This window comes from Agrobacterium sp. OT33 (assembly GCF_017313365.1).
GTDB lineage: Bacteria > Pseudomonadota > Alphaproteobacteria > Rhizobiales > Rhizobiaceae > Agrobacterium > Agrobacterium rhizogenes_A.
In genome coordinates this window covers 494,523-520,364 of record NZ_JAFLMZ010000003.1, presented here as the reverse complement: position 1 = coordinate 520,364, position 25,842 = coordinate 494,523, and the positions used below count along the sequence as shown (strand labels likewise).

Genomic DNA, 25,842 nt, shown 5'->3' with positions numbered 1-25,842 from the left:
GGCCGGTTTCCACCGTTAATCCCGCAAGGGTCTGTCCCGCAAAAGGATGGGCGGGGCTGGGCGTTCCTGCCTGCCGGGTTGCCTTCCTGTCCTTGCGCGATGGGCGAGGTGCCTTTTATTGGCGCACTGGGTTCTCGCAAAAGCGCGTTACACTTTTCGGTCCGATGCCCTATAGTTGTAATATGCTCGATCTCGTCATCGCCTATTGGCCTCATATCCTTGCCGTTCTTTCCATTTTGATGGGAACCGTGGCGGCCGTACATGCCACGATGACGAAGGAGGAGGTCCGCTCCGCACTCGGCTGGGTCGGCGTCATCGTGCTGTCGCCGATCGTCGGCGCGGTCATCTATGCCATTGCCGGCATCAACCGCATTCGCCGGTCGAATATCACGCAGCAGCGGTCTTTCATGCAGGACGAGATCATGGACCGCGTGGCGCGTTTCGATGCGGACGGGGAACTGGTCGCCACCCGGTTCGGCCGTCGTTTCGAGGCAATGAAGACGCTGGGTGACCGGGTGACGCGCCACGCGCTGACAACAGGCAACACCATCGAGCCGCTGGTGACGGGTGATGTCGCTTATGCCGCCATGCTGGAGGCGATCGGCGAAGCGAAGCGGTCGATCATTCTCGAAACATATATTTTCGACAATGACAGGATCGGCGCCCGCTTCGTCGACGCGCTCGCGCGGGCAAAATTGCGAGGTGTGGAAGTCAGGGTGCTCATCGATGCCGTGGGTGCGCGTTATTCCGTGCCGAGCATCCTACCGACGCTCAGGGAAAAGGGCATCATCGCCGATGTCTTCAACGGCAATGTCATCATGGGGTTGCGGCTGCCCTATGCCAATCTGCGCACCCACCGCAAGATCCTCGTGGTGGACGGGCGCATCGCGTTTAGCGGCGGCATGAATATCCGCGAGGGCTTCACCGTGGAATTCGGCGGCGAGAAGCAGTCGCACGACACGCATTTCAGGATCACCGGGCCGGTGGTGTCGGATTTTTTCTCCATCGCGGCGGAGGACTGGCGCTTCACCACGAAAGAGCTTCTGGATGCCCCGGTCTGGGATATCGCCATTCCCGACGGCGTGCCGGGTTCGCAGATCGTCGCACGCGTCTCCTCCTCAGGGCCGGACAAGAGCATCGAGACCAGTCACAAGATGCTGATGGGCGCCTTTTCGGTGGCGCGCTCCTCCATTCTTATCATGTCGCCCTATTTTCTCCCCGATCGGGAGCTTATTTCGGCGCTGATTACCGCAGCGAGGCGGGGTGTTGTGGTGGATATCATCGTGCCGCAAAGCAACAATCTGGTGCTTGTGGACAGGGCGATGACGGCGCAGTTCGACCAGATGCTGAAGAATTATTGCCGCATCTGGCGGGCGACGGGGGCTTTCAATCATTCCAAGCTTCTGGTGATCGACGAGCGCTGGACCTATATCGGTTCTTCCAATCTCGATCCACGCTCGCTGCGACTGAACTTCGAGATCGATCTCGAAGTTATGGATGAGGTGTTTGCCGGGGTGATCGGGGAGCGCATCCGGGATGCGCGTGCAACCGCTTTGCCGGTGCGGCTCAGCGAACTGAATGCGCGCCCATTCGTTGTTCGTTTCGTGGAGCGTGTCCTGTGGCTCGCTTCGCCCTATCTTTAGAGCCTTGGATGTGCGGAGACATTGACGCGTGAAGAAAAACGGTTTGCTGAACAGCGAAAAAACGGCCCTGGCGGCAAATAGCAGTTTGCCCGCCTTTGTCATGCAGTCGCTGCGCGACCGCCGCCAGCGGCAGAGCGCGATGCCGGCGGCGAAAGACCATTCCTTCCCCGTCATCGCTTCTTACAATGTGCATAAATGTGTCGGCCGCGACCGTAAGTTCGACCCTGATCGCACCAGCCGCGTCATTCAGGAAATCGGCGCTGATATCATTGCCCTTCAGGAGGCGGACAGCCGTTTTGGCGAGCGAACCGGCCTGCTCGATCTTGCCCGGCTGGAGCGGGAAAGCGGCCTCATTCCCGTTCCGGTGCAGGCAGGGGTGAAGGCGCATGGCTGGCATGGCAATGTCGTGCTGTTCAGGGAAGGCGCCGTCAGGGACGTGCATACGCTGAAACTGCCGGGGCTGGAGCCGCGCGGTGCGCTTGTCGTGGAGCTGGATCTGAAAAGCGGTGGCACGCTGCGGGTCATCGCCGCCCATTTCGGCCTGCTGCGGCATTCCCGCGCCCAGCAGGCGAAGGCGCTGATCGGGCTGCTGGAAGCGCGCAACGAATGCGCGACCGTCCTCATGGGAGACCTGAACGAATGGCGCCTCGGCAACGGTTCGTCGCTCAACACGTTTCGGGACGCTTTCGGCGCATTGCCGCCGGCGGTGCCGAGTTTTCCCTCCAACCTGCCGGTGCTGGCGCTCGACAGGATCATCGCCAATCGGGAAGGTCTGGTCGAGCAGGTGGAGGCGCATGACAGCGCGCTGGCGCGCGTCGCTTCCGATCACCTGCCGCTGAAAGCCGCGGTCCGGACCGACCTGCTTCAGGCCTGATTTCGCCGGGGTCTGGTGTGCGGCAAGCGCCAGCACTGGCGGGGCCGGATTAAAGCCGTTGCGCCGCCGTCAGGTGGCTGCGTGAGCGGGCCTCGAGCAAAGACGTGCGAATGGCTTCCATCAGCCGCTCTCGATTGTTTCTGGTCTTGCCCCTGTCCAGATTCTGCGCGGAAAGCGCGAGATCAAGACCCTCATGCATCACTATCGAATAGGCAACGGTGGTTGCCCAGCTTTCGTCGTCCTGCTCCATCATGTCGCCCCTGAACTAAATCATTTAGTCCGAATCACCCTGTTCTTTAAAATTACCACAAAATACAAAGCATAAAATAGCATTGTTTCTTTTCTGCCTTGTCTGCTGAGATGGATATATTTCTTTTTGGTAGATTGTACGTACAGCAATATAGGCATGTTTGCCGCCTAAGCATTTGAAACTGATTCCATTTCAGGAGGCTCGCATGGATGTTTCCGCCCATGAAAAACGCCGCGCATCTGATGATGCGCGGCGGCCTTGCGTCGAAGGTTGCGGTGGATGGGAGTAGGGCTTCAGCCGGCCTTTTCGAGCTTGTAGTCCGAATTGGCCGGTTCTTCCTGCTTGTGCTGGATGAGCGGGCGGTTGCCCGCCAGCTTGCGCACCAGCACGTAGAAGACCGGTGTCATGAAGATGCCGAAGAAGGTCACGCCGATCATGCCGGAGAACACCGCCACACCCATGGCGGCGCGCATTTCAGCACCCGCACCGGTGGAGATGACCAGCGGCACCACGCCCATGATGAAGGCGAGCGAGGTCATCAGGATCGGGCGAAGGCGAAGCCGGCTTGCCTCGATGGCCGCCTGAAGCGGCGTTCGTCCTTCAAATTCCAGTTCCCGGGCGAATTCCACGATCAGGATCGCGTTCTTCGCCGAGAGGCCGACAAGGACGACAAGGCCGATCTGCGTAAAGATGTTGTTGTCCCCTCCTGTCAGCCAGACGCCGGTGAGGGCCGCGAGCACACCGAGCGGGACGATCAGGATGATTGCGATCGGCAAGGTGAGGCTTTCATATTGCGCGGCGAGCACGAGATAGACGAGCAGCAGCGCCAGGGGGAAGACCACGATGCTGGAATTGCCGGCCAGGATCTGCTGGTAGGTCAGGTCCGTCCATTCGTAGTCGATGCCCGCGGGCAGGGTTTCAGCGAGGATTTTTTCAATCGCCGCCTGTGCCTGTCCCGAGGAGAAGCCCGGTGCCGGTCCGCCGTTGATATCGGCCGCAAGGAAGCCGTTATAACGGTTGGTGCGTTCCGGTCCCGTCGTCGCATTCACCTTCAGCAGTGTCGAAAGCGGGATCATCTGACCCGTTGCCGAACGAACCTTCAGGCGGCCGATGTCTTCCGCATGGGCGCGGAATTGCGCATCGGCCTGAACGCGCACGCTGTATGTGCGTCCGAAGGCGTTGAAGTCGTTGACATACAGCGAGCCGAGATAGATCTGCAGCGTCTGGAAGACGTCGCTGACGGAGACGCCAAGCTGTTCGGCCTTGGCGCGGTCGAGATCGGCGAAGAGCTGCGGCACGTTAATCTGGTAGCTGGAGAAGATACCCGCCAGCTCCGGCGTCTGATAGGCCTTGGCGATCACGGCTTTCGCCGCCTCGTCGAGCGTCTGGTAACCGTAGCCGGCGCGATCCTCGATCTGCAGCTTGAAGCCGCCCGTCTGGCCGAGACCGTTGACCGGCGGCGGCGGGAACATAGCGATGAAGGCATCCTGAATGCCGGCATATTTCTGGTTCAGCTGCATGGCGATGGCGCCGCCGGACAGTTCCGGTGTCTTGCGCTTTTCGAAGTCGTCGAGAACCGCAAAGACGATGCCGGAATTGGAGCCGATGGTGAAGCCGTTGATCGACAGGCCGGGGAAGGCGATGGCGTGGCTGACGCCCGGCTGTTCCATGGCGATATCGCTCATCCGCTTGATGACGCTTTCCGTGCGGTCAAGCGTTGCACCATCCGGCAGCTGGGCAAAACCGATCAGGTACTGCTTGTCCTGCGCCGGCACGAAGCCGCTCGGCACTGTCGTGAACATGCTGTAGGTGGCGGCGACCAGCGCCATATAGACCAGCATCACCAGGCTCTTGCGTGTCACCAGCCCGCCCACGGTCTTGCCGTAGCCGTTGGAGGCGGCGCCGAAGGCGCGGTTAAAGCCGCGGAAGAACCAGCCGAATGCCCGGTCCATGAAACGGGTCAGCCAGTCTTTCGGCGCACCGTGTTCCTTCAGCAGCAGGGCCGAAAGCGCGGGAGACAGCGTTAGCGAGTTGATTGCCGAAATGACGGTGGAGATGGCGATGGTCAGCGCGAACTGCCGGTAGAATTGACCGGACAGGCCCGAGATGAAGGCGAGGGGCACGAAGACCGCGACCAGAACCAGCGCAATCGCGATGATCGGCCCGGACACTTCGCGCATCGCCTTGTAGGTGGCGTCACGCGGCGAGAGCCCGTTTTCGATGTTTCGCTCGACGTTTTCGACGACCACGATCGCGTCATCCACCACGATGCCGATGGCGAGCACGAGCCCGAACAGCGTCAACGCGTTGATGGAGAATCCGAAGGCATACATGACGGCGAAGGTGCCGATGATCGAGACCGGAACGGCGATCAGCGGAATGATCGAGGCGCGCCAAGTCTGGAGAAAGAGAATGACGACAAGCACCACGAGGCCAACGGCCTCGAGGAGTGTATCAACGACCTTTTCGATGGAGGAGCGCACGAATTTCGTCGTATCGTAGACGATCTCGTATTTCACACCATCAGGCATTGCCAGCTGCAGATTGTCCATCGTGGCGCGGACATTGTCGGCGATTTCGATGGCGTTGGAGCCGGGGGCCTGAAGCACGGCGACAGCCACGGCGGGTTCGCCGTCGAGCAGCGAACGCAGCGTGTAGTCGGCCGCACCCAGTTCAATGCGGGCGACATCACGCAGGCGGGTGATTTCACCATTCGCGCCGCTCTTGACGATGATGTTGCCGAATTCCTCCGGCGTCGTCAGACGGCCCTGCGCATTGACGTTGAGCTGCAGGTCAACACCATTAGGGCTTGGTGAAGCGCCGATGACGCCGGCTGCGGCCTGCACGTTCTGCTGGCGGATGGCGTCGGAAACGTCGCTTGCGGCCAGATCATGCTCGGCCACCTTCTGCGGATCGAGCCAGACGCGCATGGAATAGTCACCGGCGCCGAAGACCTGCACCTGGCCAACACCTTCGATGCGGGCAAGGCGATCCTTGACGTTCAGCGTCGCGTAGTTACGCAGATAGGTGATGTCATAGGCGTCGGTCTTCGAGACGAGGTTGACGACCATGATGAAGTCGGGCGAGCTTTTGACTGTCGTGATGCCGAGCGCGCGGACTTCCGCCGGCAGGCGTGGTTCGGCCTGCGACACGCGGTTCTGCACCAGCTGCTGCGCCTTATCAGGGTCGGTGCCGAGCTTGAAGGTGACGGTCAGCGTCAGTACGCCGTCAGACGTCGCCTGGCTGCCCATGTAGAGCATGTCCTCGACGCCGTTGATCTGTTCTTCCAGCGGTGTCGCGACGGTTTCAGCGATAACGGTCGGGTTCGCACCGGGATAGGTGGCGCGCACGACGACGGATGGCGGAACGACTTCGGGATATTCCGAAATCGGCAGGGCGCGCATGCCGAGAAGGCCTGCCACCACAATCAGGACCGAAAGCACGGCAGCGAATACCGGCCGGTCGACAAAAAATCTGGAAATATTCATATCCAGTCCCTCTCCGGGTCTTTGGGAATGCGAAGGCCGTTCCGGCGGCAATCCTGCCGCCGGTGAAGGCCGGTTCTGTCTGAAGGGGCGTCTCGCGGGAGGCGGGACGCTTACTGATCAAAGAGGCGGGTTACTGCGAGGCAACCTTGTCTTCCGCCTGCGGTGCGATGGTGGCGCCGGGGCGAATGCGCTGCAGGCCGTTGACGACGATCGTATCACCGGCGGCAAGGCCGCTTTCGATGATGCGCTGGCCATCAGCCGGTGCACCGGGCTTGACCTGGCGGTAGCTTACCTTGTTTTCGGCATCGACCACGAAGACGAAGCGCTTGTCCTGATCCGTGCCGATGGCGCGGTCGCTGATGACGATGCGGTTTTCCGGCTTCGGTTCGCCCATGCGCACCCGCACGAACTGACCGGGAATGAGCCTGCCATCCGGATTTTCGAAGACGGCGCGGACACCGATGGTGCCGCTTGCCGAATCCACCTGGTTGTCGATCAGGTGCAGCGTGCCCTTGATCGGTGTGCCTTCATCCGAAAGCGTGCCGATTTCCACCGGGATCTGTTCGAGAGCCGGCAGGGCGCCGTCCGTCTGCGGCAGTTCGGCAAGGGCCTTGGCCACCACGCCTTCGCTGGCATTGAAGCTGGCATAGATCGGGTTGACCGATACCAGTGTCGTCAGCGCCGGCGATGTGGAGCCGGCGGCGACGAGGTTGCCGGCGGTGATTTCGATGCGGCCGACACGACCGGAAACCGGGGCGAGGATTTCGGTGTAACCAAGATCGAGCTGGGCCGTGGTCAGTGCGGCGCGGGCGGCGCGAAGCTGGGCTTCGGCATCCGCAAACGAGCTTTGACGCTGGTCGAGATCGCTCTGGGAGATGGTGCGATTGTCGGAAAGCCGGCGGCCACGGTCGAGTTCCGTTTTGGCAAGGCTGACCTTGGCTTCAGCGGAAGCGACCTGGCCTTCAGCGCCGGCAACGGCGGCCTGATAGGGGGCGGGGTCGATGGTGAAGAGGGGGTCGCCTTCCTTCACCAGCGCGCCTTCGCGGAAATGCACGGCCTTGATCTGGCCGGCGACGCGGGAGCGGATCTGCACCCGGTCAACGGCTTCGAGACGGCCGGAAAATTCTTCCCAGCGCATGACGTCGCGGCTTTCCACCTTGGCGACGGTGACCGGGATTGCGGGCGTTTCGGCGGGCGTGGAAGCCGCCGTCGCGTCACGGCTGGTGGGCAGGTTGAAAAACAGTGCTGCGGCTGCAACGGACATAGCAAGCCCGATACCGGCGCCCGTCAGGGCCCGGCGCTTTGTGTTCAGCGTCATGGGTATCTCCTTGGCTCGGATCACGAGCCGGTCAGTTTCTCTATCTCTTTGTTTCGTCGCATGACCGGTGCGTAAAACCGCTACGCACTTTTACTGGACATGCTCAAACTCTTTAGTTCTGCCGCATTTCCGGACGGAAAACCGGTGGCCACTTTTCCTGGAAATGCTCTCGATGCGGTATTCAGTGTTTCAACTGGTCAACGAAGGTCCTGAACTCCGAACAGACGGATGAGACCCATCCGCCGCCCTCTCCTTGATAAAGCCCCGTCCAGCCGGCGCCGGCGGGGAAAACATGCTGCCGGACGCTGACACCGGAGGCGATGAGCCTGTCGGCATAACCGACCGTTTCGTCGCGCAGAGGGTCGTCCTCGGCGGTAAAGATCAGCGCCGGCGCCACCCGGTTCAGCCGCGTACACTGGCAGGGCGCGGCATAGGGGTGGAAGAACCCACAGGCCTTGGCGAGATAATGGCTCCAGCCATCCGCCCAGCGCTCACGCATGCCGATCCTGTCCGCGTCGCGAAAGGATTCCGTCGTCATCATCGGATCGATCATGGGCGACAGAAGAATCTGGCCTGCGAGCTTGCCCGGCATGCGGTCACGGGCCTTTAACGCAAGCCCCGCCGCCACATTGCCGCCAGCCTCTTCGCCGGCCACGAACAGCAGCGATTTCGCGCTGCCGTAATGCTTGAGGTCCCTGCTCAGGTGATCGAGCGCTTCGAAAGCACAGTCGATCACCATCGGGAATTCGTTGCCGGACGGCCTGCTGTAATCGGCCTCGACGACGATGGCACCGCTTTCCGCCAGCGCCCGCGCCACCGGTAGTTCGGGGCAATTGCCGCCCGGTTCGACGCCGGGTTCCAGAAACGAGCCGCCGCGCAGATAAAGCACGACCGGCGGATGGCTGCACGGGCACGGCCCCTCATAACGGCGCACGGATAGCTTCGGCGCGGACGCCTCGCTGCTGCCCATGTTTTCCCAATGCGCCTTCATGAATCCAGATCCTTTGCGCCGCCACCAATAGGCGGATCATATTGCAAAATCTGAAATGCATATTATTGTTCGGATCGAAACGATCAAGTACGTCAAATTGAATACACTATTCCGAAATCAGGGATAATCATTCCTCCTGAGGCAACCAATGGATCAGCTTTCCGCCATGCGGGTTTTCACGCGCGTCGTCGAGACCGGCAATTTCAGCCGCGCCGCCACCGCGCTGAACATGCCCAAAACTACTGTTACCAATATGGTGCAGGCGCTGGAGGCGCATCTGCAGACCACGCTTCTCAACCGCACCACGCGGCGGGTGATGCTGACGACAGACGGCGCTCTCTATTACGAGCGGGCCTCACAGATTTTGTCGGAAATCGAAGAACTTGATGGCAGTATGTCCAGCGCGCAGGTGCAGCCATCCGGTCGATTGCGTGTGGAAATGGCGGGTGTCTTTGCGGATCTGGTGGTTATCCCACATCTTTGCGAATTTTACCAGCGTTATCCGCAAATCCGTCTCGATCTCGGCGTCGGCGACCGGCTGGTCGACTATATTGCCGAGAATGTCGACTGTGCGCTCCGGGTTGGCGTGCTGCGCGATCAGTCGCTGATTGCCCGTAAAGTGGGCGAACTCCGGTTCGAGACATTCGCCTCGCCATCCTACATCGAAAACTTCGGCATGCCGCGCGTGCCGGAGGATCTGGAGACGGATCATTATTCGGTGGGTTATCTCAATGCCACCACCGGCCAGATCATGCCGGCTTCCTTCGACAATGGCGTGCGCAGCGTCGAACTGACCCCGAATTATGTCGTCTCGGTCAATGACAGCCGCACCTATCTCAATGCCGCGCTGGCCGGCATGGGCATCGTGCAGCTTCCCGTCTTCATGGTGAAGGACGCGCTTTCGCGAGGTGAACTGGTGCCGGTGCTTTCCGAATGGCGGCGCGAAGCGATGCCGATCTATGTGGTTTATCCGCAGACCCGGCATGTGACCAACAAGGTGCGCGTTTTTGTCGACTGGCTGGCCAAGCTGGTGCACGGTCTGGTCTGAGGCGGCCAGTCACCGCCCGACCCTTGCCGCGACAAAGTCGATAAAGGCGCGCACACGCGCAGCCAGGTGTTCATGGCCGGCATAAACCGCGTGGATCACTTCCATCTCCTCGGCATTATAGTCTTCCAGCACCGGCACCAGCAGGCCGGCCTCGATATCCGGCTCGATATGAAACTCGCCGACCCTTCCGAGCCCTAACCCCGTAAGGCAGAGCCTTCGCATGGCCATGCCGCTGTTGACCGCGACATTGCCGGTGACGGGAAGGCGATAGACTTCCGCCGAGCCGGGGTCGCGAAACGGCCATTCATTGAGGCTGCGGCTGAAATTGAAGCTGAAGCAATTGTGCTGCGCCAGATCCTGCGGTGTTTCCGGCATGCCGTGCTGTTCGATATAGGCGGGGGAGGCGACGATGATCCGGCGCACCTCCTTCAGCTTTCTCGCCTTCAAGGACGAATCTCCCATTGCGCCGGAGCGGATGGCGATATCGGTGCGTTCCTCGATCAGGCTGATGACGCCGTCGGTCAGCGAGATATCCAGCTCTATTTCGGGATAAAGCGACAGGAATTCCGGTGCGAGCGGCAGGAGGTAACGTTCGCCGAAGCCCAGAGTGGCGTTGACGCGCAGCAGGCCGCGCGGCACCACCTTGCCGCCGCTTGCCACGATCTGTTCTGTTTCGGCGATGTCGGCCAGAATGCGTCTTGCGCGGGAAAGGTAGACTTCCCCCTCCGGCGTCAGCGTCACCACACGCGTGGAGCGGGCAAGAAGACGGGTGCCGAGGCGGTCTTCTATCCGCGTCACCAGCTTGCTCACAGCCGAGGGTGAAAGCTTGAGCCTGCGCCCGGCAGCCGAAAAACTGCCGAGTTCAGCCGCTGCCACGAAGACTTCCATTTCTCCGGCCCGATTGTCCATCGCCGTACCACCTGTGAAATTAATTCAAAGGTATTTATCCATCTTTGCCGATTATCATGCAAGTCCCCTTCGCCCATATTGCGGTCCATAGATTTGATCCAACCGGACAGCACCGCTGTCCAAACGATCCAACCAGACAGCACCGCTGTCCAGAACGCCCGCGATCCCGCTACGGGCGAAGAGGTATTCGTCATGCCATTGGCCATATTTGCCCTGACGATCGCGGCCTATGCGATCGGCACCACGGAGTTCGTTATTGTCGGCCTTCTGCCGACGGTGGCGACCGATCTCAACATTACCCTGCCGCTCGCCGGCCTTATCGTCAGCGTCTACGCGCTGGGCGTCACCTTCGGTGCACCGATCCTGACGGCGCTGACCGGCAGGATCGAAAGAAAGCCGCTGCTGCTCGGCCTCATGGCCCTGTTCATCATCGGCAACAGCGCCGCGGCGCTGTCACCCAGCTATGAGATGCTGCTTGTCGCCCGCGTCATCGCCGCTTTCGCCCACGGCGTCTTCTTCTCGGTCGGCGCGACCATCGCCGCCGATCTCGTGCCGGAAAACCGCCGCGCCTCTGCCATTGCCATGATGTTCATGGGGCTGACGGTCGCCATCGTCACCGGCGTTCCGCTCGGCACCTATATCGGCCAGGTCTTCGGCTGGCGTGCGACCTTCTGGGCCGTTGCCGCGCTTGGCGTCATCGCCTTCTTCGGCATTGCCGCCCTTCTGCCAAACACGCTCAAGAAGGCGCCGCCTGCCAGCCTGCTCGATCAGGTCCGCGTTCTTGGTTCCGGCCGCCTGCTCATCGTCTTTGCCATGACCGCGCTTGGTTACGGCGGCACCTTTGTCGCCTTCACCTTCCTTGCGCCGATCCTGCAGGATGTGACCGGCTTTTCGGAAAAGAGCGTCAGCCTGATCCTCGTGCTCTATGGCATCGCCATCGCGGCCGGCAATATTGGCGGCGGCAAGATCGCCAACCATAACCCTGTCAAGGCGCTGATCGGCCTCTTCCTGGCGCAGGCCATCGTGCTGCTCGTCTTTTCCTTCACGGCTGTCTCGCCGGTGCTGACGCTCATCACGCTTGCCGCGCTCGGTTTCCTGTCCTTCGCCAATGTTCCCGGCCTGCAGCTTTATGTGGTGCAGCTTGCCAAGGAACATCGCCCCGGTGCCGTTGATGTCGCCTCGGCGCTCAACATCGCCGCCTTCAATCTCGGCATCGCCATTGGCGCATGGCTTGGCGGTCTGGTGGTGGAATCGCCGATGGGTCTTGCCGCAACCCCGTGGGTCGGCGCCATCCTCGTCGCCGTGGCCCTGCTCTTGACCCTCTGGAGCAGCGCGCTCGACCGCCGCGCCGCGCTGACGCTGAAAACCGCCTGAACTTTTCATGAAATTCCCGGCCGCTCCCGAGTCGGCCGGGCCATCTCAAAGGAGAAAACATATGTTTGATGTTACCGCAAATGGCGCTTCCATTCCTGCCCTCGGCTTCGGCACCTTCCGCATTCCCGGCCCGGATGTCCTGCGCATCGTTCCCCATGCGCTGAAAGCCGGTTTTCGCCATATCGACACGGCCCAGATTTACGGCAATGAGGCCGAGGTCGGAGAGGCCATCGCCGCCTCCGGCATTGCGCGGGGCGATATCTTCCTCACCACCAAGGTCTGGGTCGAGAACTACAAACATGATGCTTTCCTCGCTTCCGTCGATGAGAGCCTGAAAAAGCTGAAGACCGATTATGTCGATCTGCTGCTGCTGCACTGGCCGAACGAGGCGGTTTCGCTTGCCGAGCAGATCGGTGCGCTGAATGCGGTGAAGGAAGCGGGCAAGGTCCGCCATATCGGCGTCTCCAACTTCAATACGGCGCTGATGGCCGAGGCGGTGAAGCTCTCCAAAGCTCCGATCGTCACGAACCAGATCGAATACCACCCCTATATCGATCAGGACGTGGTGATGGCGGCCGCCAGAGAAGCGGGCATGTCGGTGACGGGTTATTACGGCATGGCTGACGGAAAGGTGTTCGGCGATCCGGTTCTGAAGGAGATTGCCGCAGGCCGTGGCAAGTCGGTGGCGCAAGTGGTTCTGCGCTGGCTGGTACAGCAGCAGGGTGTTGTTGCCCTTTCGAAAACGGTCAGCGAAGCCCGTGTCGATGAAAATCTCGCCATCTTCGATTTCGAGCTTTCCGCCGATGAAATGGCGGCGATCCGTGCGCTCGCCGGACCGGATGGCCGCATCGTTTCGCCGGATGGGCTGGCGCCCGTCTGGGATCAGGCTGCCTGATGATGACGACCGGGGAGGGAACGCTCTTCCCGGTTTCCTCTTGTGTGGGAAACTCCGCACATTCGGCACGACGACACATTTCTACAGCCGCAAAAAACGACGCGTCTCACATCCGGGACGGTGAAAATCTATCTGTCTGATCTGGAAGACTGGAGCGGGCGAAGGGATTTGAACCCTCGACCCCAACCTTGGCAAGGTTGTGCTCTACCCCTGAGCTACACCCGCTCAAAAACCGCTGGTCCGGGGTAGTTCGCTGGACTGCGGACCGCCGAAGTTCGGCGACGGGTGCTATATCGCTCAATCGATTTTGGAATGCAACAGTTTCTTTTGCGGTTTCGGTGGAAATCCTTCTGTCTGGGGCTTTATTCGAAACGGGTGGCCCGCTGCGGCCTCAGGAAGCCCCATGGTGGCGGAAGGCATTGTTTCGGCAGACCTTTATTGTGGCGACGAAAGGCGAATCGCCTGCCAAAGGGCCAGAAAATTACCTGTTTACATTTGGTTAAAATCTGATTCGACAAGTGATTCGTTCGGGTGTACAAATTTCATGTCCACGAAAAGAAGAAACGATACTTGGCATATCATCAGGAGGATGAGCCTTGTCGTATGCAGCTTTTGAACGGGTTGGCGCACAGTTGTCGCCGGAGCAGATCACCGATCTGCAGAATATTTTCGATGGCGTATGTTTCGAGTGCCTTCAAGATCGCAGCAGCCACGTTGCCAACGAGTGCGCAGCGGTTCTGATCCGCAGCGCCCAGCGCGGCATTCTCGATCATGAGATGCTGCGGGACATCGGGCTGGCCGTTCTGCGGCGCCACTGACGCTTGAATACGAAAAAAAAGCGCCCGGATGATCCGGGCGCTTTGCTGTTTGGCGGGCGGATTTCCGCTCAGCTCTTTTCCTGCACATGCGCTTCGAGGAACCACAGCGCCTTGTCGAGATCGCGCGAGGCGGCGGTGAAGATGTCGGCCGTTGTCGGATCGCCGGCCTCGTCGGAATCGTCGATCGCCTTGCGGATCATGTTCGCCACCTCGCCATAACGCTCGATCAATTCGTCGAGGTGGTCGTGGATTTTATAGATATCGGTTGGGTAGGCCTTGAGCTTCGTCGTCGAGGAGACGGCCTGCAGGCTGCCGAGTGCGGTGCCGCCAAGCTGCACGACGCGTTCGGCAATCGTGTCGCCGTGATTGTCGAGCTGGGCGCGAAACGTGTCGAGAAGTTCGTGGACGGCGATGAATTGCGGGCCCTTCAGGTTCCAGTGCGCCTGCTTGGTGACGAGCGCGAGATCGATAACCGAGGCCAGAGATTCGTTCAAAATGCCGATCACGGTCGATTTCGCGTTGGAAGGCAGGTCGTTCTTCGTCTTGTGCGTCTTCATCGATGTCTCCTGAAGTTGCGGACGGAATGCCGCGTTGGAAAAGTCCGTCGTTTAACGTCCGGGGCCGTAGCCCTGTTCCATGTTAGGCAATGCGACAGTGAAAATCCTGCACAATCATCATGTCATTCGTAAAACAGGCAGATGCGCCGGCCGTCTATGTCCTCGACGCGGATGGGCATGTCGTAGATGTCCCCGAGGATATCCGGGCGAATGATCTCCTGCGCCGGTCCCTGATGGCAGATGCGGCCCTCGCGCATGGCGATGATGGTGTCGGAATACCAGGAGGCGAAGTTGATGTCGTGCAACACCAGAACCACGGTCTTCTTCAGTTCGTCGGCTGCCTTGCGCATGATCTTCATCATGCTGGAGGCATGTTTCATGTCGAGATTGTTGAGCGGCTCGTCGAGCAGCACATAATCCGTGTCCTGACACAGAACCATGGCCACGAAGGCGCGCTGGCGCTGGCCGCCGGAAAGCTCGTCCAGAAAGCGGCCGGCCAGCGGTTCGAGATTGAGATATTCCAGCGCCCGGTCGATATGGACCTTGTCTTCCATGGTGGGGCGGCCCTTTGAATAGGGGTAACGGCCGAAACCGACGAGATCGCGCACCGTCAGGCGCGAGGAGATGTGGTTGTCTTGCCTGAGGATCGAGAGGCGTTTTGCCAGCGTATCGGAAGCGGTCTTGCTCACATCCAGACCATCGACCGTCACGGTTCCTGCATCCATGGACATCAGCCGCGCGACGATGGAGAGCAGCGTCGATTTTCCCGCCCCGTTCGGGCCGATGATCGAGGTGACGCCGCCTGCCGGAATGGAGACGGAGACGCCGTCGACAACGAGCGTATCGCCATAGGATTTGCTGATCTGACTGGCGATGATCATCGCGCACCCCGCTTCAAAATAAGACCGATAAAGACGATGCCGCCCAGAAATTCGATGATGATGGAAAGCGCCGTATCGAAGGCGAAGACCCGCTCCAGCACCACCTGGCCACCGACGAGGCAGATCACGGCGATCAGGATCGCCGCCGGCAGCACATAGGCGTGTTTGCTGTTGCCGGTGAGATAATGCGCAAGGGCGGCGACCAGCAGGCCGAAGAACATGACCGGGCCGACGAGTGCGGTTGAGACGGCGACGAGCACGGAGACCAGCACGAGGATGATCGTGACCGTGCGTTTGTAGTCGACGCCGAGGCTGATGGCCGTCGCGCGGCCAAGCGAGAGGACGTCGAGCGTGTGCATGAGGCGCAGCCCGATGATGGTCACGACACCGATGATGATCGCCGAGATCGTCAGAAGCGTGGGATCGATGGAGTTGAAGCTGGCGAAGAGCACGTCCTGCAGCACCGTATATTCGTTCGGGTCGAGCACGCGCTGCATGAAGCCCGAGAGGCTGCGGAAAAAGACGCCGAAGACGATGCCGACCAGTACGAGAAGATGCAGGCTGCGCTCCGCGCCAACGAAAAGCCAGCGGTAGAGCAGGGCGGAAAAGGTGACGAGCAGCGCGGTTTCAACGATGAACTTCAGCTGCGGATCGATCATGACAACGGTTGCCGAGCCGAAGACGAAGATCAGCCCGGTCTGCATCAGCACGTAAAGCGAATCGAAACCCATCACCGAAGGGGTGAGGATGCGATTGTTGGTGACCGTCTGGAACAGCACCGTGGAGACGGCGATGGCATAGGCCACCAGCAAGAGCGACAGAAGCTTGATGCCGCGAAAGGGCAGCACGAAACTCCAGCTGCCTTTTGCGCCGAGCGTCATGAAGGCGGCCATGGAGATTAATGCCAATGCCGCAAGCACGAGCAGAACGGTTTTTGCACGCCGGTCGGGATGTCTCTCACGCATGGTGGCGTTTCCGCAGCAGGAGATAGAGGAACAGCGCGCTGCCGATGACGCCGACCACGGTGCCGATCGGTATTTCGTAAGGCGCGCGCACCGTTCGGCCGATGATGTCGCAGGAAAGCACGAAGACCGCGCCAAGCGTTGCCACCCAGGGCACGGAGCGGCGCATATTGTCGCCGATCATCAGGCTGACGACATTCGGCACGATCAGGCCGAGAAACGGGATCATGCCGACGGTGACGACGACGACGGCGCTGACCAGCGAAACGATGGTGAGGCCGAGCGCCATCACCCGGCGGTAGTTGAGGCCGAGATTGGTGGTGAAGTCGCGGCCCATGCCGGCCACGGTGAAGCGGTCGGCGGCGAGATAGGCGGCAATGGCGAAGATGAAACCGACCCACAGCAACTCATAACGGCCGCGCAGCACGCCGGAAAAATCCCCGGTCATCCATGCGCCGAGCGATTGCAGCAGGTCGAAACGATAGGCGAAGAATGTGGTGACGGCGGAAATGACGCCGCCGAGCATGATGCCGATCAACGGCACCAGCAGCACATCGCGCAGCGGCACCTGTCTCAGGATACGCAGGAAAAGCGCCGTGCCGGCGAGCGCGAAAACGGCTGCCACCAGCATCTTGCCGAAGATCGGCGTTTCGGGTGCAAGCAGGGTGACGACGAGAAGGCCGAGACCGGCGGATTCGGTCGTGCCGGCCGTCGAAGGTTCCACGAAGCGGTTGCGCACCAGCATCTGCATGATGAGACCGGCAATCGCCATCGAGCTGCCGGCCAAGATGAGCGCCAGCGTGCGCGGAATGCGGCTGACGAGCAGCACGCGCAGCGCATCCGCGCTCGTATCAGGCGCGAAGAGCGTTGTGAGCGAAACGTTGCTCACGCCGACGAACAGGCTGACGATGGCGAGCGTCAAGGCCAGAAGAAGGGCTGATATCAGTGAAAGGGACTTCACGTTGGCAGTTTCCGGAAAAGGCGAAAGCTCCCGGCGGCCTCAAGCCATCGGGAGCCCTGATGATATTGGCAGGGGTTACTTCTTCTCGGAGACGGCCTTGTAGACCTGATCGAGCAGGGTGGAGAGCGCCGTATAACCGCTGCTGACGATATAGGCCGCCTGCGGATCGAGATAGACGATCTGCTTTTTCTTCCAGGCATTGGTCTGGTGGATCAGTTCGTTGTCCAGCACCTGCGCGGCGGCCTTGCCGGGGTCGGTGGCGCGGCCGATGCCGGCGTCACGGTCGATCACGAACAGCCATTCGGGATTGACCTCGGCCAGATATTCGAAGGATACGACGTCGCCGCGGTCGAAGCGGTCATCAATGTCGGCGGCGACCGGCTTGAAGCCGATTTCGGTGTGCAGCCAGCCGGTGCGCGAGCTCGGGCCATACACGCCGACCTTGCCGGCATTGGTCAGGAGGATCATCGCCGTGCCGGAATTCGGGGCGATCTCTTTCAGCCTGGCGACTTTTTCGTCGAGGGCGGCGTCGAGCTTCCTTGCCTCTTCCTGCTTGCCGAAGATATCGCCGAGCTTGGTGATGTTGCCTTTGACGCTGTTGATGAATTCCTTGGAATCGATCGACATGTCGATGGCGGGCGTGATCTTCGAAACGTCAGGATATTTCGCCCGCGAACGGCCGCCGACGATGACGAGATCGGCTTCAGCCGCATTGATCGCCTCGTAATCGGGCTCAAACAGCGTGCCGATCTTCAGATATTTGTCGTCGGCATATTTCTGCAGATAGGCCGGCAGGTTGGAGCCGACGACGCCTGTCGGCTCGACGCCCAGCGCATCGAGATTGTCGAGCGAGGGAATATCCAGAACCAGAACCTTCTTCGGTGCCGCTTTCAGCACGGTTTCGCCCTGCGCGTGCTTGATCGTCATTTCCTGCGCGCCCGCGGTCATCGCGCCAAGGCTGAAGGCCGCTGCCGCCAGCAGCCGAACGGGGAAGGTGAAGTTGATGGCCACGAATATGTCCCTTGCAATATGGTTCTGGACCGGCGGAAAGCTTTCCGTCGGGTTAACTTGATGTTCGTTATCAGCTTTATTGACAAGGTCGGCGGAAATCAAAAATATGTTTTAGAACGGTTCTGAATTGCGGTGAGCGGGAAATGTGGAGACGGTGGAGCATGGTTTGCAATCTCTCCGGACGTCATCCTCGGAACAAGCCCGAGCATGACGGAAGCACCGTTTTCACTCGCGTCGCAAACCCGGTCTTTGGCCGCACGCCTCACTCGGGCGGCCAGTCGCCGACGATCTCGCGTCTCTCCAGCTTCAGGGAGCGGTCCGGCTGTATCCGGTAGGTCTCGATCGCCAGCCGCCCGTCACCCATGACAAATTCATTGCTGAGCGTGCTGCCGATGGGGGATTTGGTCAGTTTGGTGCGGGGCTGGCCACCATAGGTGATGCTGCCGGGAATGGGCTCCACGTCGGGAGCGGCGGTGGCGCAGCCGGCAAGGGCCAGAACCATCATGATCGCGATCTTGCGCATGGTTTTCTCCTGGGGTTGGACCGGAATTATATCATGGTCACCTCTGCGCCAGATATCCCGTTGATGTGAATAAAAAAGCCCCGCATCCGGCAGGATGCGGGGCCAGTTGCCTTGGGAGGTTCCTGGTTTCTCAGTCCTCGTTGGCGGCAAGCTGCGTCAGCACCTCGCCACGGCCACGGATGCGCATGATCAGCGGGATGATGAAGGCGGCTGCCGCGACGATGAACAGGCCAACGGCAATCGGTGAGGTGAACAGCACCGTCGGGTCGCCCTGACCGATGGCAAGTGCGCGGCGCAGCTGCTGTTCGGCGAGCGGGCCGAGGATGAGGCCAACGACCGCAGGCGCAATCGGATAACCGAAGATGCGCATGATGTAGCCGAGGATACCGAAGGCGAGCAGCATGCCGAGTTCGAACACCGACGGGTTGGCGCCGATGGTGCCGAGCGTCGCAAACAGCAGGATGCCGGCATAGAGCCAGGGCTTCGGAATGGTCAGCAGCTTCACCCACAGGCCAACGAGTGGCAGGTTGAGCACCAGCAGCATCAGGTTGGCGATGAACAGGCTGGCGATCAGGCCCCAGACGAGCTGCGGATTGGTGGCGAACAGCAGCGGGCCGGGCTGCAGGCCATATTGCTGGAAGCCGGCGAGCATGATGGCGGCGGTTGCCGTGGTCGGCAGGCCGAGTGTGAGCAGCGGCACCAGCGTGCCGGCGGCGGACGCATTGTTGGCGGCTTCCGGACCGGCGACGCCTTCGATGGCGCCATGACCGAACTCTTCCGGATATTTGGTCAGCTTCTTTTCGGTGGCATAGGACAGGAAGGTGCCGATTTCAGCACCGCCCGCCGGCATGGCGCCGATGGGGAAGCCGATCAGCGTACCACGCAACCAGGCTTTCCAGGAGCGTGCCCAGTCCTGCGCGCTCATCCAGACCGAGCCCTTGACGGCTTCGACCTTGTCGGGGCCGGTGCTGCCCTGGGCGACGATGAACAGCGTTTCGCCGATGGCGAACATGGCAACCGCAAGCGTCGTCACTTCCACACCGTCGAGCAGATCGGGAACGCCGAAGCTCATGCGGGTCTGGCCGGTCAGCTGGTCGATGCCGACGATGGCAAGCGCAAAACCGATGAACAGCGAGGTAAGGCCGCGCAGTGCCGAATCCCCGAAAGCGGAGGAAACGGTGACGAAGGCGAGCACCATCAGCGCGAAATATTCACGCGGGCCGAAGACCAGCGCCAGCTTGACGATATAGGGCGCGATGAAGGCGAGCGCGATGGTGGCGATGAGGCCTGCGACGAAGGAGCCGATGGCGGCGGTGGCAAGCGCCGGGCCGCCTCTGCCCTTGCGGGCCATCTTGTTGCCTTCGAGCGCTGTGACGATCGAGGCGCTTTCGCCCGGCGTGTTGAGCAGGATCGAGGTGGTCGATCCGCCATACATGCCGCCATAATAGATGCCCGCGAACATGATGAGCGAGCCGGCGGGATCGAGCCGGTAGGTGACAGGCAGAAGCAGCGCGACCGTCAGCGCCGGGCCGATACCGGGCAGAACGCCGACGGCGGTGCCGAGCGTGACGCCGATCAGCGCATAGAGCAGGTTCATGGGTTGGGCAGCAACCTCAAGACCGTGCAGCAGGAATTCAAACGTACTCATGGACAGATGTCCCCCAAAGTGGACCCGATGGGCGGGCGGAACGGCTGGCGTGCGTCATCGCGCGCCTGCGGTTTCCTGTGATCTCGAATTTGGCTGGAATGGCTGTTAGAAGAACAGCCGTTCCAGAGGTCCGGCGGGCAGCGAAAGCTGCAGCAGGCGCGCAAAAATGAACCAGATGGCAAAGCTCAGGACGACGCCGATGGGGATCGAATACCAGAGCTTGCGTTTGCCGAAGGCGCGCGCCGTGAAGGCAAACAGCAGACCCGTGGCAATGGAGAAACCCGCTACGTTCAACAGCAGCATCTGCGCGGCAAGGCCGGCGACGACCCAGACGACCGGGGCGATTTCCTGCCTGTCGCGTTCGGGAAAATCGCCGCGCCAGGCCTCAACGGCCGTCCACAGCGCCAGGCCGACAAGACAGAAGCCGATGGCATAAGGCACCGTTGCCGGGCCAACCGGCGAATAGCCGGTGACGCTGGCGAGACGGGCGCTGTCCCAGAAGATCACGCAGGCGATGGCGACGAGGGCGATGGCAATCACCAGCGCCGCCCAGTCAGGGCGGCGCTTTTGATGTTGTGAAGGGTTGGAACCCTGGCTCATTTTACCAGTCCGATGTCTTTGAGGATCGTTTCGGTGGCGGCAGTGTCCTTGGCAAGCTGTTCCTTGAACTCGTCACCGGCGAGATAGGTGTCCATCCAGCTCTTGGTCTTCAGGGTTTCCTGCCACTTGGCGGACTTCGCCAGCTTTTCGACGTCGGCATTGACGGCCTTTTCCTGTTCCGGCGTCAGGCCGGGAGGAGCGGCGACCATGCGCCAGTTCTGCACGACGACATCAAGGCCGCTTTCCTTCAGCGTCGGTGCGTCGACGCCTTCCAGCTTCTCTTCGCTGGAAACAGCAAGCAGACGCAGCGTGCCGGCCTTTACCTGGCTTTCGAATTCACCATAGCTCGAAATGCCGGCCGTAACCTGCGAGCCGAGGATCGAGGCAAGTGCTTCGCCACCGCCGGAGTAAGCGATGTAGTTGATCTTGGTCGGATCGACGCCGGCTGCCTTGGCGATCAGGCCAACCGCGATATGGTCGGTGCCGCCGGCGGAGCCGCCGCCCCAGGACACGCTGCCGGGGTCTTTCTTGAGCTGGTCAACGAGGTCGCCGATGGTCTTTAGCGGCGAGGATGCCGGAACGACGATCGCTTCATATTCGCCGGTGAGGCGGGCAATCGGCGTCACGTCCTTGAGGGTGACCGGTGCATTGTTGGTGAGGATTGCGCCGACCATCACGTAGCCGCCGACGATGAGGGCGTTCGGATTGCCCTTCTGCTGGCTGGCGAACTGCGCAAGGCCGATGGTGCCGCCGGCACCCGGTACGTTCTGCACCTGAACGCTCTTGGAAATGCCTTCTTCCTGCAGCACGGTCTGCAGGGAACGCGCGGTCTGGTCCCAGCCGCCGCCGGGATTTGCCGGGGCAATGATGGTGTAATCAGCTGCAACCGCCGGAAGAGCGATCACGCCCGCCAGAAATGTGCCGATAAGAAAATGTTTCACTTGGAAAACCCTCCTCAGGATGCCCTTTTGGGCGTCGTTTTTCGTTTATGCGGAAGGGGGCTTCAGGGCGCATCTGTGCCGGCGCTGAGAACTCAGCGCAGGGCCTTGGCAATCCTCAAGATTTCCTCCCGCATCTTCTTCCGCCTCCACGGAATGAAGAAGGATTGCAGAGCACCACAAAAAGCTGTCATCTAACTGACGCTACGCAAGTCCTTGCGCATTTACTCTCTATTAATTTTTACCGGACGTCCACAGTGGTGTGCCGGGTCAGCGCTTTCGAAGCTTGCTGCTGCCTCATCCCTGTGACAGGCACAGGAATGAGGGATGGTGAGGCGCTCAAACCTATTGCGAGCGCAACGCCTCGTTCCAGCGCTCGATCAGCCGGCTGCGCTTGACCTGGTCCAGATAGACCATCAGGCCGGGGCTGACGGGGACGGGGCGCAATTGTGCGCCGTGGATGGCCTGCATGGTGTTGGCGGTGTTTTCGCCCGCCACTTCCGGGCTGACGGCCGGGATCTGCAATTGCCGGGCCATGATCGTCTGGCCTTCCTTGGACATGAAGAATTCGAGGTAACGGCGGCCGAGTTCGGGATTGGCGGCGGCTTCCGGCACCAGCCCGATGCGCGACATGACCACGGTATAATCCTTGGGCAAGACGATGCCGACATCGGGGTGGCGTGAGGCCCAGTCCGCCGCATAGGAGCCGAGAATATTGTAGCCCAGCACGAAGCGGCCGTCGGAAACGCGCTCCAGAATGGCCGAGGAGGTGGAATAGACCTTCACGCCTGCGGCCCCCATGGCCTTGATGACGCTCCATATATCGCCGAACTGCTCCTGGTCCCGCGACATGAACAGGAAGCCGACACCGGAGCGCTCAATATCGTAGGTGGCGATGCGGCCATGTACCTCCTTGGCGTGGTGTTCGAGGTAATTGACGAATTCGGCACGGGTGGCGGGCGGCTTTTCGGTGGTGAAGCTCGGCTTGTGATACACGAAGACCGCCGGCTCGAAGGTCAGCGCATAGGCGGTGTTGCGCCAGTTGGCCCAGGCGGGCCAGCGGGCGCTCATGGCGAGATCCGAGCGCTGGGCGTAACCGTCATTGCTCAATTTTACCTGCAGATCCATGGCGGAAGAGAAGGCGAAATCGGCCGTCTGTTTGCCGGCATCGGTTTCCTTGACGATGCGGTCATAGATTTCGCCGGTCAGCATATCCTCGTAATGGACGGCGATATCGGGATTGGCCTTCTGGAAACCTTCGATCATCGGCGTTGCCAAAGGTTCATCCAGAGAGGAATAGACCACCAGCGTTTGCGCATCCGCCTTGCCTGAGGGGGCCGGAAAAACGGCAACCTGCGCAAGCGCGGGTGAGGCCATGCAGAGACAGAGGCAAAGAAGAAGACAGATACGCATGGAAAAGATCATGCCGCAGGCGCTTGCCATTCACAAGCGGTAAGGGCTTGGTTAAACTCGGGAATGCTGCAGGAGGAAGATTTGCGTATTTTGCTGGTCGAGGACAATCAGGTGCTGTCGGAGGGTCTTTCGGCGCTGCTGCGCGGCAGCGGCTATGCGGTGGACGTGGTTTCCGACGGCGCTTCCGCCGATGCGGCGATTGCGGCTGAAAGTTTTGATCTGGTCATTCTCGATCTCAACCTGCCTGAGATGGACGGTATCGAGGTGCTGCGCTCCATGCGTTCGCGCCAGGACAAGGCGGCGGTGCTGATCCTGACGGCGCGTGGCACGCCGGAGGAAAAGGTCAAGGGGCTCGATCTCGGCGCCGACGACTACATGATCAAGCCGTTCGATATCACCGAATTCGAGGCAAGGGTGCGGGTGCTGCTGCGCCGCAATGCTGGCCTGCGCTCCTCGGCGCTCAGTTTCGGCAAGGTGCTGTTCGATCTGACATCGCGCACCTTTTCGGCCGATGGGCGTCCGCTCGATATTCCGGCGCGCGAGGTGGCGCTGCTGGAAGTGCTGTTCATGCGGGCCGGCAAGGTCGTCGCCAAGGAGGCGATCGTGCAGTCGCTGACCGGCTTCGATGACGATATTTCCGCCAATGCCATCGAGCAATATGTCAGCCGCCTGCGCAAGCGGCTCGCTCCCCACGGGCTGACGGTGAAGACGGCGCGCGGCATCGGTTATTATCTGGAAAAGCTGCCGGAGATGGCTGAATGAGACAGGCCGCCTATTCGCTCAGGCGGCGACTTTTAGGCTGGCTTCTCATTTCCACCGCTATCATCGGCTGCATTGCGCTGACCGATACCTGGCGCGAGGCGGTCAACACCGCCAATGTCGTCTCCGACCGGGTGCTTTCCGGTTCTGCACTTGCCATTGCCGAGCGGGTGGTGGTGGCCGAGGATGGCTCGCTGGAAGTCGACATTCCCTATGTCGCGCTGGAAATGCTGACATCTGCGGCGCAGGACCGGGTGTTTTACCGTGTCGACGGGCCGAACGGGCAATTCCTCACCGGTTACCAGAACCTGCCGACGGTGGAGAACACGAATGGCGATACGCCCGCCTATCGTGATGCGGTGTTTCGCGACGAGCCGATCCGTATTGCCGCTATCAGGCGTTTCGCTTCCACCGGCATCAATTCCGTGCCGTTTTCCGTAACGGTCGCCGAAACCACCATTGCCCGCAGCCAGCTGGCGCAGGCCATCATTCTGCGTTCCGCGCTGCGGCTGCTTTTGATGATTGTGGGGGCGGCGATCATCGTCTGGATCGCGGTGACGATTTCGCTCAGGCCGCTTTACCGGCTCAGCGAAGCCATTGCCGAGCGCAGCCCGAACGACCTGCACCCCATCCGTCAATCCGTGCCGGTGGAGGTGGAAAATCTGGTGGAGACCGTCAATTCCTTCATGGTGCGGCTGCAATCGGCGCTGGACGCGCTCCGGCATTTCACCGGCAATGCCAGCCACCAGCTGCGCACACCGCTTGCCATCATCAGCACCCAGCTCGCCCTTTCCGCCCGTGCCGGAAGTTTAGAGGAAGCGCAGGCGGCGGCGCTGAAGGGCGGCGCGTCAGTGGCGCATGCCGAACATATTCTCGCCCAGCTTCTGCGCATGGCCAATATCGACGCCGCCGGCTCCAGCGAAAAACACGATTTTTCCGCGATAGATCTCGTGGCCGTTGCCCAGAACGTGACCGCCGATTTCGTGCCGCGCGCGGCCGACGCCGGCATTGACCTCGGTTTCGAAGGCGAGGGCGAGGCGACCATTCTCGCTGAGCCGCTCCTGATCGGCGAACTGATCGGTAATCTCGTTTCCAACGCCATCAACTATGCCGGGCGCGGCGCGGAAGTCACCGTGCGCGTCGGCGGGGAGACGGGCACGGTCTGGCTGGAAGTGGAAGATAACGGCCCCGGCATCCCACCGGAAAAACGCGCCATGGTGCGCCAGCGCTTCGCCCGAGGCGAAGCCAACGCCGCCCCCGGCGCCGGCCTCGGCCTTGCGATCATCGAGGAGATCGCCGGGCTGTTCGGCGGGCGGCTGACGCTGGAGGATGGTGCGGGCGGGCGCGGGTTGAGGGCGCGGGTGGTGTTTGGTGGGGTGAGGTGAGGGGCTTTGTGCCTTCCTGTTTGGCGGGTGCTGCGGCGTTTCAATCCTCGCTCCGGGGGCGACATATTCAGGCGGCCCATCAATTGACCTATGCCCTGTTTTAGCCCAGCCCTCCGCAAGAGAGGCCAGCGTCTGGATGACGTTGTTGACGACGCCCAGGCGGTTTCAATTCACGCCCCTGCGAATAAGGCGACCATATGCCGAAAAGATCATCGTGGTGCAGTTCAAGTTTCAATCCACGCCTCCGCGAAGGAGGCGACGTCTGACGCTTGTGGCCGCTCTCGATTTGGCCGCTGTTTCAATCCACGCCTCCGCGAAGGAGGCGACAGCCTCATCATTGGCAAGACGGAACACACCGCCAGGTTTCAATCCACGCCTCCGCGAAGGAGGCGACTCGCCGTGCTGGTGATGGTGCCGGCGGCAAAACGGGTTTCAATCCACGCCTCCGCGAAGGAGGCGACTGCCGGAGTCTGAAGCCCCGGAATTGACTGCGGAAAAAACGCGGATTGCGCGAACGGCGATGCGCGAGGGAAGAGCCTGCGGGGCTGGCAGGTCCTGATTATAAAAAAATCGCTGCGATTTCAAAGAGCGGCCGG

At 61.0% G+C, this 25,842-nt stretch carries 23 protein-coding genes, 1 tRNA gene and 1 CRISPR repeat array; of the genes, 8 read left to right on the top strand and 16 right to left on the bottom strand.

The genetic code is table 11. The features are described 5' to 3' along the window. The first annotated feature begins 182 nt into the window (after positions 1-182). Together JZX88_RS10065 and JZX88_RS10060 are read left to right on the top strand one after the other, a co-directional pair. On the top strand, positions 183-1,643 hold the full coding sequence (locus JZX88_RS10065; protein ID WP_206913438.1) for a phosphatidylserine/phosphatidylglycerophosphate/cardiolipin synthase family protein: 1,461 nt from the start codon (positions 183-185) through the stop codon (positions 1,641-1,643). A 28-nt stretch (positions 1,644-1,671) separates the two neighbouring features. Further along, positions 1,672-2,517: an endonuclease/exonuclease/phosphatase family protein gene (locus JZX88_RS10060; protein ID WP_174034200.1), complete on the top strand. Its 846-nt coding sequence runs from the start codon at positions 1,672-1,674 to the stop codon at positions 2,515-2,517. A 49-nt stretch (positions 2,518-2,566) separates the two neighbouring features. On the opposite strand, the gene JZX88_RS10055 is transcribed toward JZX88_RS10060, so the two are convergent. The 4 genes from JZX88_RS10055 to JZX88_RS10040 all read right to left on the bottom strand — a co-directional run bounded on the left by JZX88_RS10055 (position 2,567) and on the right by JZX88_RS10040 (position 8,564). Continuing rightward, entirely contained in the window at positions 2,567-2,770 is a 204-nt protein-coding gene (locus JZX88_RS10055; protein WP_065114108.1) for a hypothetical protein, read from the bottom strand. 290 nt (positions 2,771-3,060) lie between these two features. Continuing rightward, positions 3,061-6,255, bottom strand: a complete 3,195-nt coding sequence (locus tag JZX88_RS10050; protein WP_065114107.1) for an efflux RND transporter permease subunit — start codon at positions 6,253-6,255, stop codon at positions 3,061-3,063. Positions 6,256-6,385: 130 nt separating this feature from the next. Then, positions 6,386-7,573, bottom strand: a complete 1,188-nt coding sequence (locus JZX88_RS10045) for an efflux RND transporter periplasmic adaptor subunit (RefSeq protein WP_206913437.1) — start codon at positions 7,571-7,573, stop codon at positions 6,386-6,388. A 181-nt stretch (positions 7,574-7,754) separates the two neighbouring features. Then, positions 7,755-8,564, bottom strand: a complete 810-nt coding sequence (locus tag JZX88_RS10040) for an alpha/beta hydrolase fold domain-containing protein (RefSeq protein ID WP_065114105.1) — start codon at positions 8,562-8,564, stop codon at positions 7,755-7,757. Between the two features lie 148 nt (positions 8,565-8,712). Here JZX88_RS10040 and JZX88_RS10035 point away from each other — a divergent pair, with 148 nt between their 5' ends. After that, positions 8,713-9,612: a LysR family transcriptional regulator gene (locus tag JZX88_RS10035; protein ID WP_065114104.1), complete on the top strand. Its 900-nt coding sequence runs from the start codon at positions 8,713-8,715 to the stop codon at positions 9,610-9,612. A gap of 9 nt (positions 9,613-9,621) precedes the next feature. Here JZX88_RS10035 and JZX88_RS10030 read toward each other — a convergent pair whose 3' ends face one another. Continuing rightward, on the bottom strand, positions 9,622-10,521 hold the full coding sequence (locus tag JZX88_RS10030) for a LysR family transcriptional regulator (RefSeq protein ID WP_110756331.1): 900 nt from the start codon (positions 10,519-10,521) through the stop codon (positions 9,622-9,624). A gap of 192 nt (positions 10,522-10,713) precedes the next feature. Between JZX88_RS10030 and JZX88_RS10025 the strand changes: the two genes are divergently transcribed. Both JZX88_RS10025 and JZX88_RS10020 read left to right on the top strand, forming a co-directional pair. Further along, complete coding sequence (locus JZX88_RS10025) at positions 10,714-11,895, top strand: MFS transporter (RefSeq protein WP_206913435.1); 1,182 nt, start codon at positions 10,714-10,716, stop codon at positions 11,893-11,895. A gap of 61 nt (positions 11,896-11,956) precedes the next feature. Continuing rightward, complete coding sequence (locus JZX88_RS10020; RefSeq protein WP_206913434.1) at positions 11,957-12,790, top strand: aldo/keto reductase; 834 nt, start codon at positions 11,957-11,959, stop codon at positions 12,788-12,790. A 150-nt stretch (positions 12,791-12,940) separates the two neighbouring features. Here the strand turns inward: JZX88_RS10020 and JZX88_RS10015 are convergent. After that, a tRNA-Gly gene (locus JZX88_RS10015) sits at positions 12,941-13,015 on the bottom strand. A 371-nt stretch (positions 13,016-13,386) separates the two neighbouring features. Between JZX88_RS10015 and JZX88_RS10010 the strand changes: the two genes are divergently transcribed. Further along, complete coding sequence (locus JZX88_RS10010; protein WP_004443464.1) at positions 13,387-13,608, top strand: hypothetical protein; 222 nt, start codon at positions 13,387-13,389, stop codon at positions 13,606-13,608. Positions 13,609-13,676: 68 nt separating this feature from the next. On the opposite strand, the gene dps is transcribed toward JZX88_RS10010, so the two are convergent. The 10 genes from dps to JZX88_RS09960 all read right to left on the bottom strand — a co-directional run bounded on the left by dps (position 13,677) and on the right by JZX88_RS09960 (position 23,102). After that, complete coding sequence (gene dps, locus JZX88_RS10005) at positions 13,677-14,165, bottom strand: DNA starvation/stationary phase protection protein Dps (RefSeq protein ID WP_065114100.1); 489 nt, start codon at positions 14,163-14,165, stop codon at positions 13,677-13,679. Between the two features lie 122 nt (positions 14,166-14,287). Next, the gene (locus JZX88_RS10000) at positions 14,288-15,046 is read right to left on the bottom strand and encodes an ABC transporter ATP-binding protein (RefSeq protein ID WP_206913433.1); all 759 of its coding nucleotides are present in this window, start codon (positions 15,044-15,046) and stop codon (positions 14,288-14,290) included. Then, on the bottom strand, positions 15,043-16,011 hold the full coding sequence (locus tag JZX88_RS09995; RefSeq protein ID WP_206913432.1) for an iron chelate uptake ABC transporter family permease subunit: 969 nt from the start codon (positions 16,009-16,011) through the stop codon (positions 15,043-15,045). Before JZX88_RS09995 ends, JZX88_RS10000 begins: the two co-directional genes overlap by 4 nt. After that, positions 16,004-16,969: an ABC transporter permease gene (locus tag JZX88_RS09990; protein WP_206913431.1), complete on the bottom strand. Its 966-nt coding sequence runs from the start codon at positions 16,967-16,969 to the stop codon at positions 16,004-16,006. The genes JZX88_RS09995 and JZX88_RS09990 overlap by 8 nt, the downstream gene beginning before the upstream one ends. Before the next feature lie 75 nt (positions 16,970-17,044). After that, positions 17,045-17,980 (bottom strand): ABC transporter substrate-binding protein, encoded by a 936-nt coding sequence (locus JZX88_RS09985; protein WP_206913430.1) that lies wholly within the window; start codon positions 17,978-17,980, stop codon positions 17,045-17,047. A gap of 262 nt (positions 17,981-18,242) precedes the next feature. After that, positions 18,243-18,503 (bottom strand): hypothetical protein, encoded by a 261-nt coding sequence (locus JZX88_RS09980; protein WP_065114096.1) that lies wholly within the window; start codon positions 18,501-18,503, stop codon positions 18,243-18,245. 130 nt (positions 18,504-18,633) lie between these two features. Next, the gene (locus JZX88_RS09975; protein WP_065114095.1) at positions 18,634-20,151 is read right to left on the bottom strand and encodes a tripartite tricarboxylate transporter permease; all 1,518 of its coding nucleotides are present in this window, start codon (positions 20,149-20,151) and stop codon (positions 18,634-18,636) included. 105 nt (positions 20,152-20,256) lie between these two features. Continuing rightward, positions 20,257-20,751, bottom strand: a complete 495-nt coding sequence (locus JZX88_RS09970; RefSeq protein ID WP_065114094.1) for a tripartite tricarboxylate transporter TctB family protein — start codon at positions 20,749-20,751, stop codon at positions 20,257-20,259. Further along, complete coding sequence (locus tag JZX88_RS09965; RefSeq protein WP_065114093.1) at positions 20,748-21,692, bottom strand: tripartite tricarboxylate transporter substrate binding protein; 945 nt, start codon at positions 21,690-21,692, stop codon at positions 20,748-20,750. The genes JZX88_RS09970 and JZX88_RS09965 overlap by 4 nt, the downstream gene beginning before the upstream one ends. Before the next feature lie 342 nt (positions 21,693-22,034). Then, positions 22,035-23,102, bottom strand: a complete 1,068-nt coding sequence (locus JZX88_RS09960; protein ID WP_246753459.1) for an ABC transporter substrate-binding protein — start codon at positions 23,100-23,102, stop codon at positions 22,035-22,037. Between the two features lie 81 nt (positions 23,103-23,183). On the opposite strand from JZX88_RS09960, the gene JZX88_RS09955 reads away from it, so the two are divergent. Together JZX88_RS09955 and JZX88_RS09950 are read left to right on the top strand one after the other, a co-directional pair. Further along, a complete protein-coding gene (locus tag JZX88_RS09955; RefSeq protein ID WP_010972345.1) occupies positions 23,184-23,864 on the top strand; it encodes a response regulator transcription factor in 681 nt (226 codons plus the stop codon). Then, complete coding sequence (locus JZX88_RS09950; RefSeq protein WP_206913428.1) at positions 23,861-25,246, top strand: sensor histidine kinase; 1,386 nt, start codon at positions 23,861-23,863, stop codon at positions 25,244-25,246. The genes JZX88_RS09955 and JZX88_RS09950 overlap by 4 nt, the downstream gene beginning before the upstream one ends. 162 nt (positions 25,247-25,408) lie before the next feature. Next, positions 25,409-25,707: a CRISPR direct-repeat array (repeat unit 32 nt; unit sequence GTTTCAATCCACGCCTCCGCGAAGGAGGCGAC). Between the last annotated feature and the right edge of the window lie 135 nt (positions 25,708-25,842).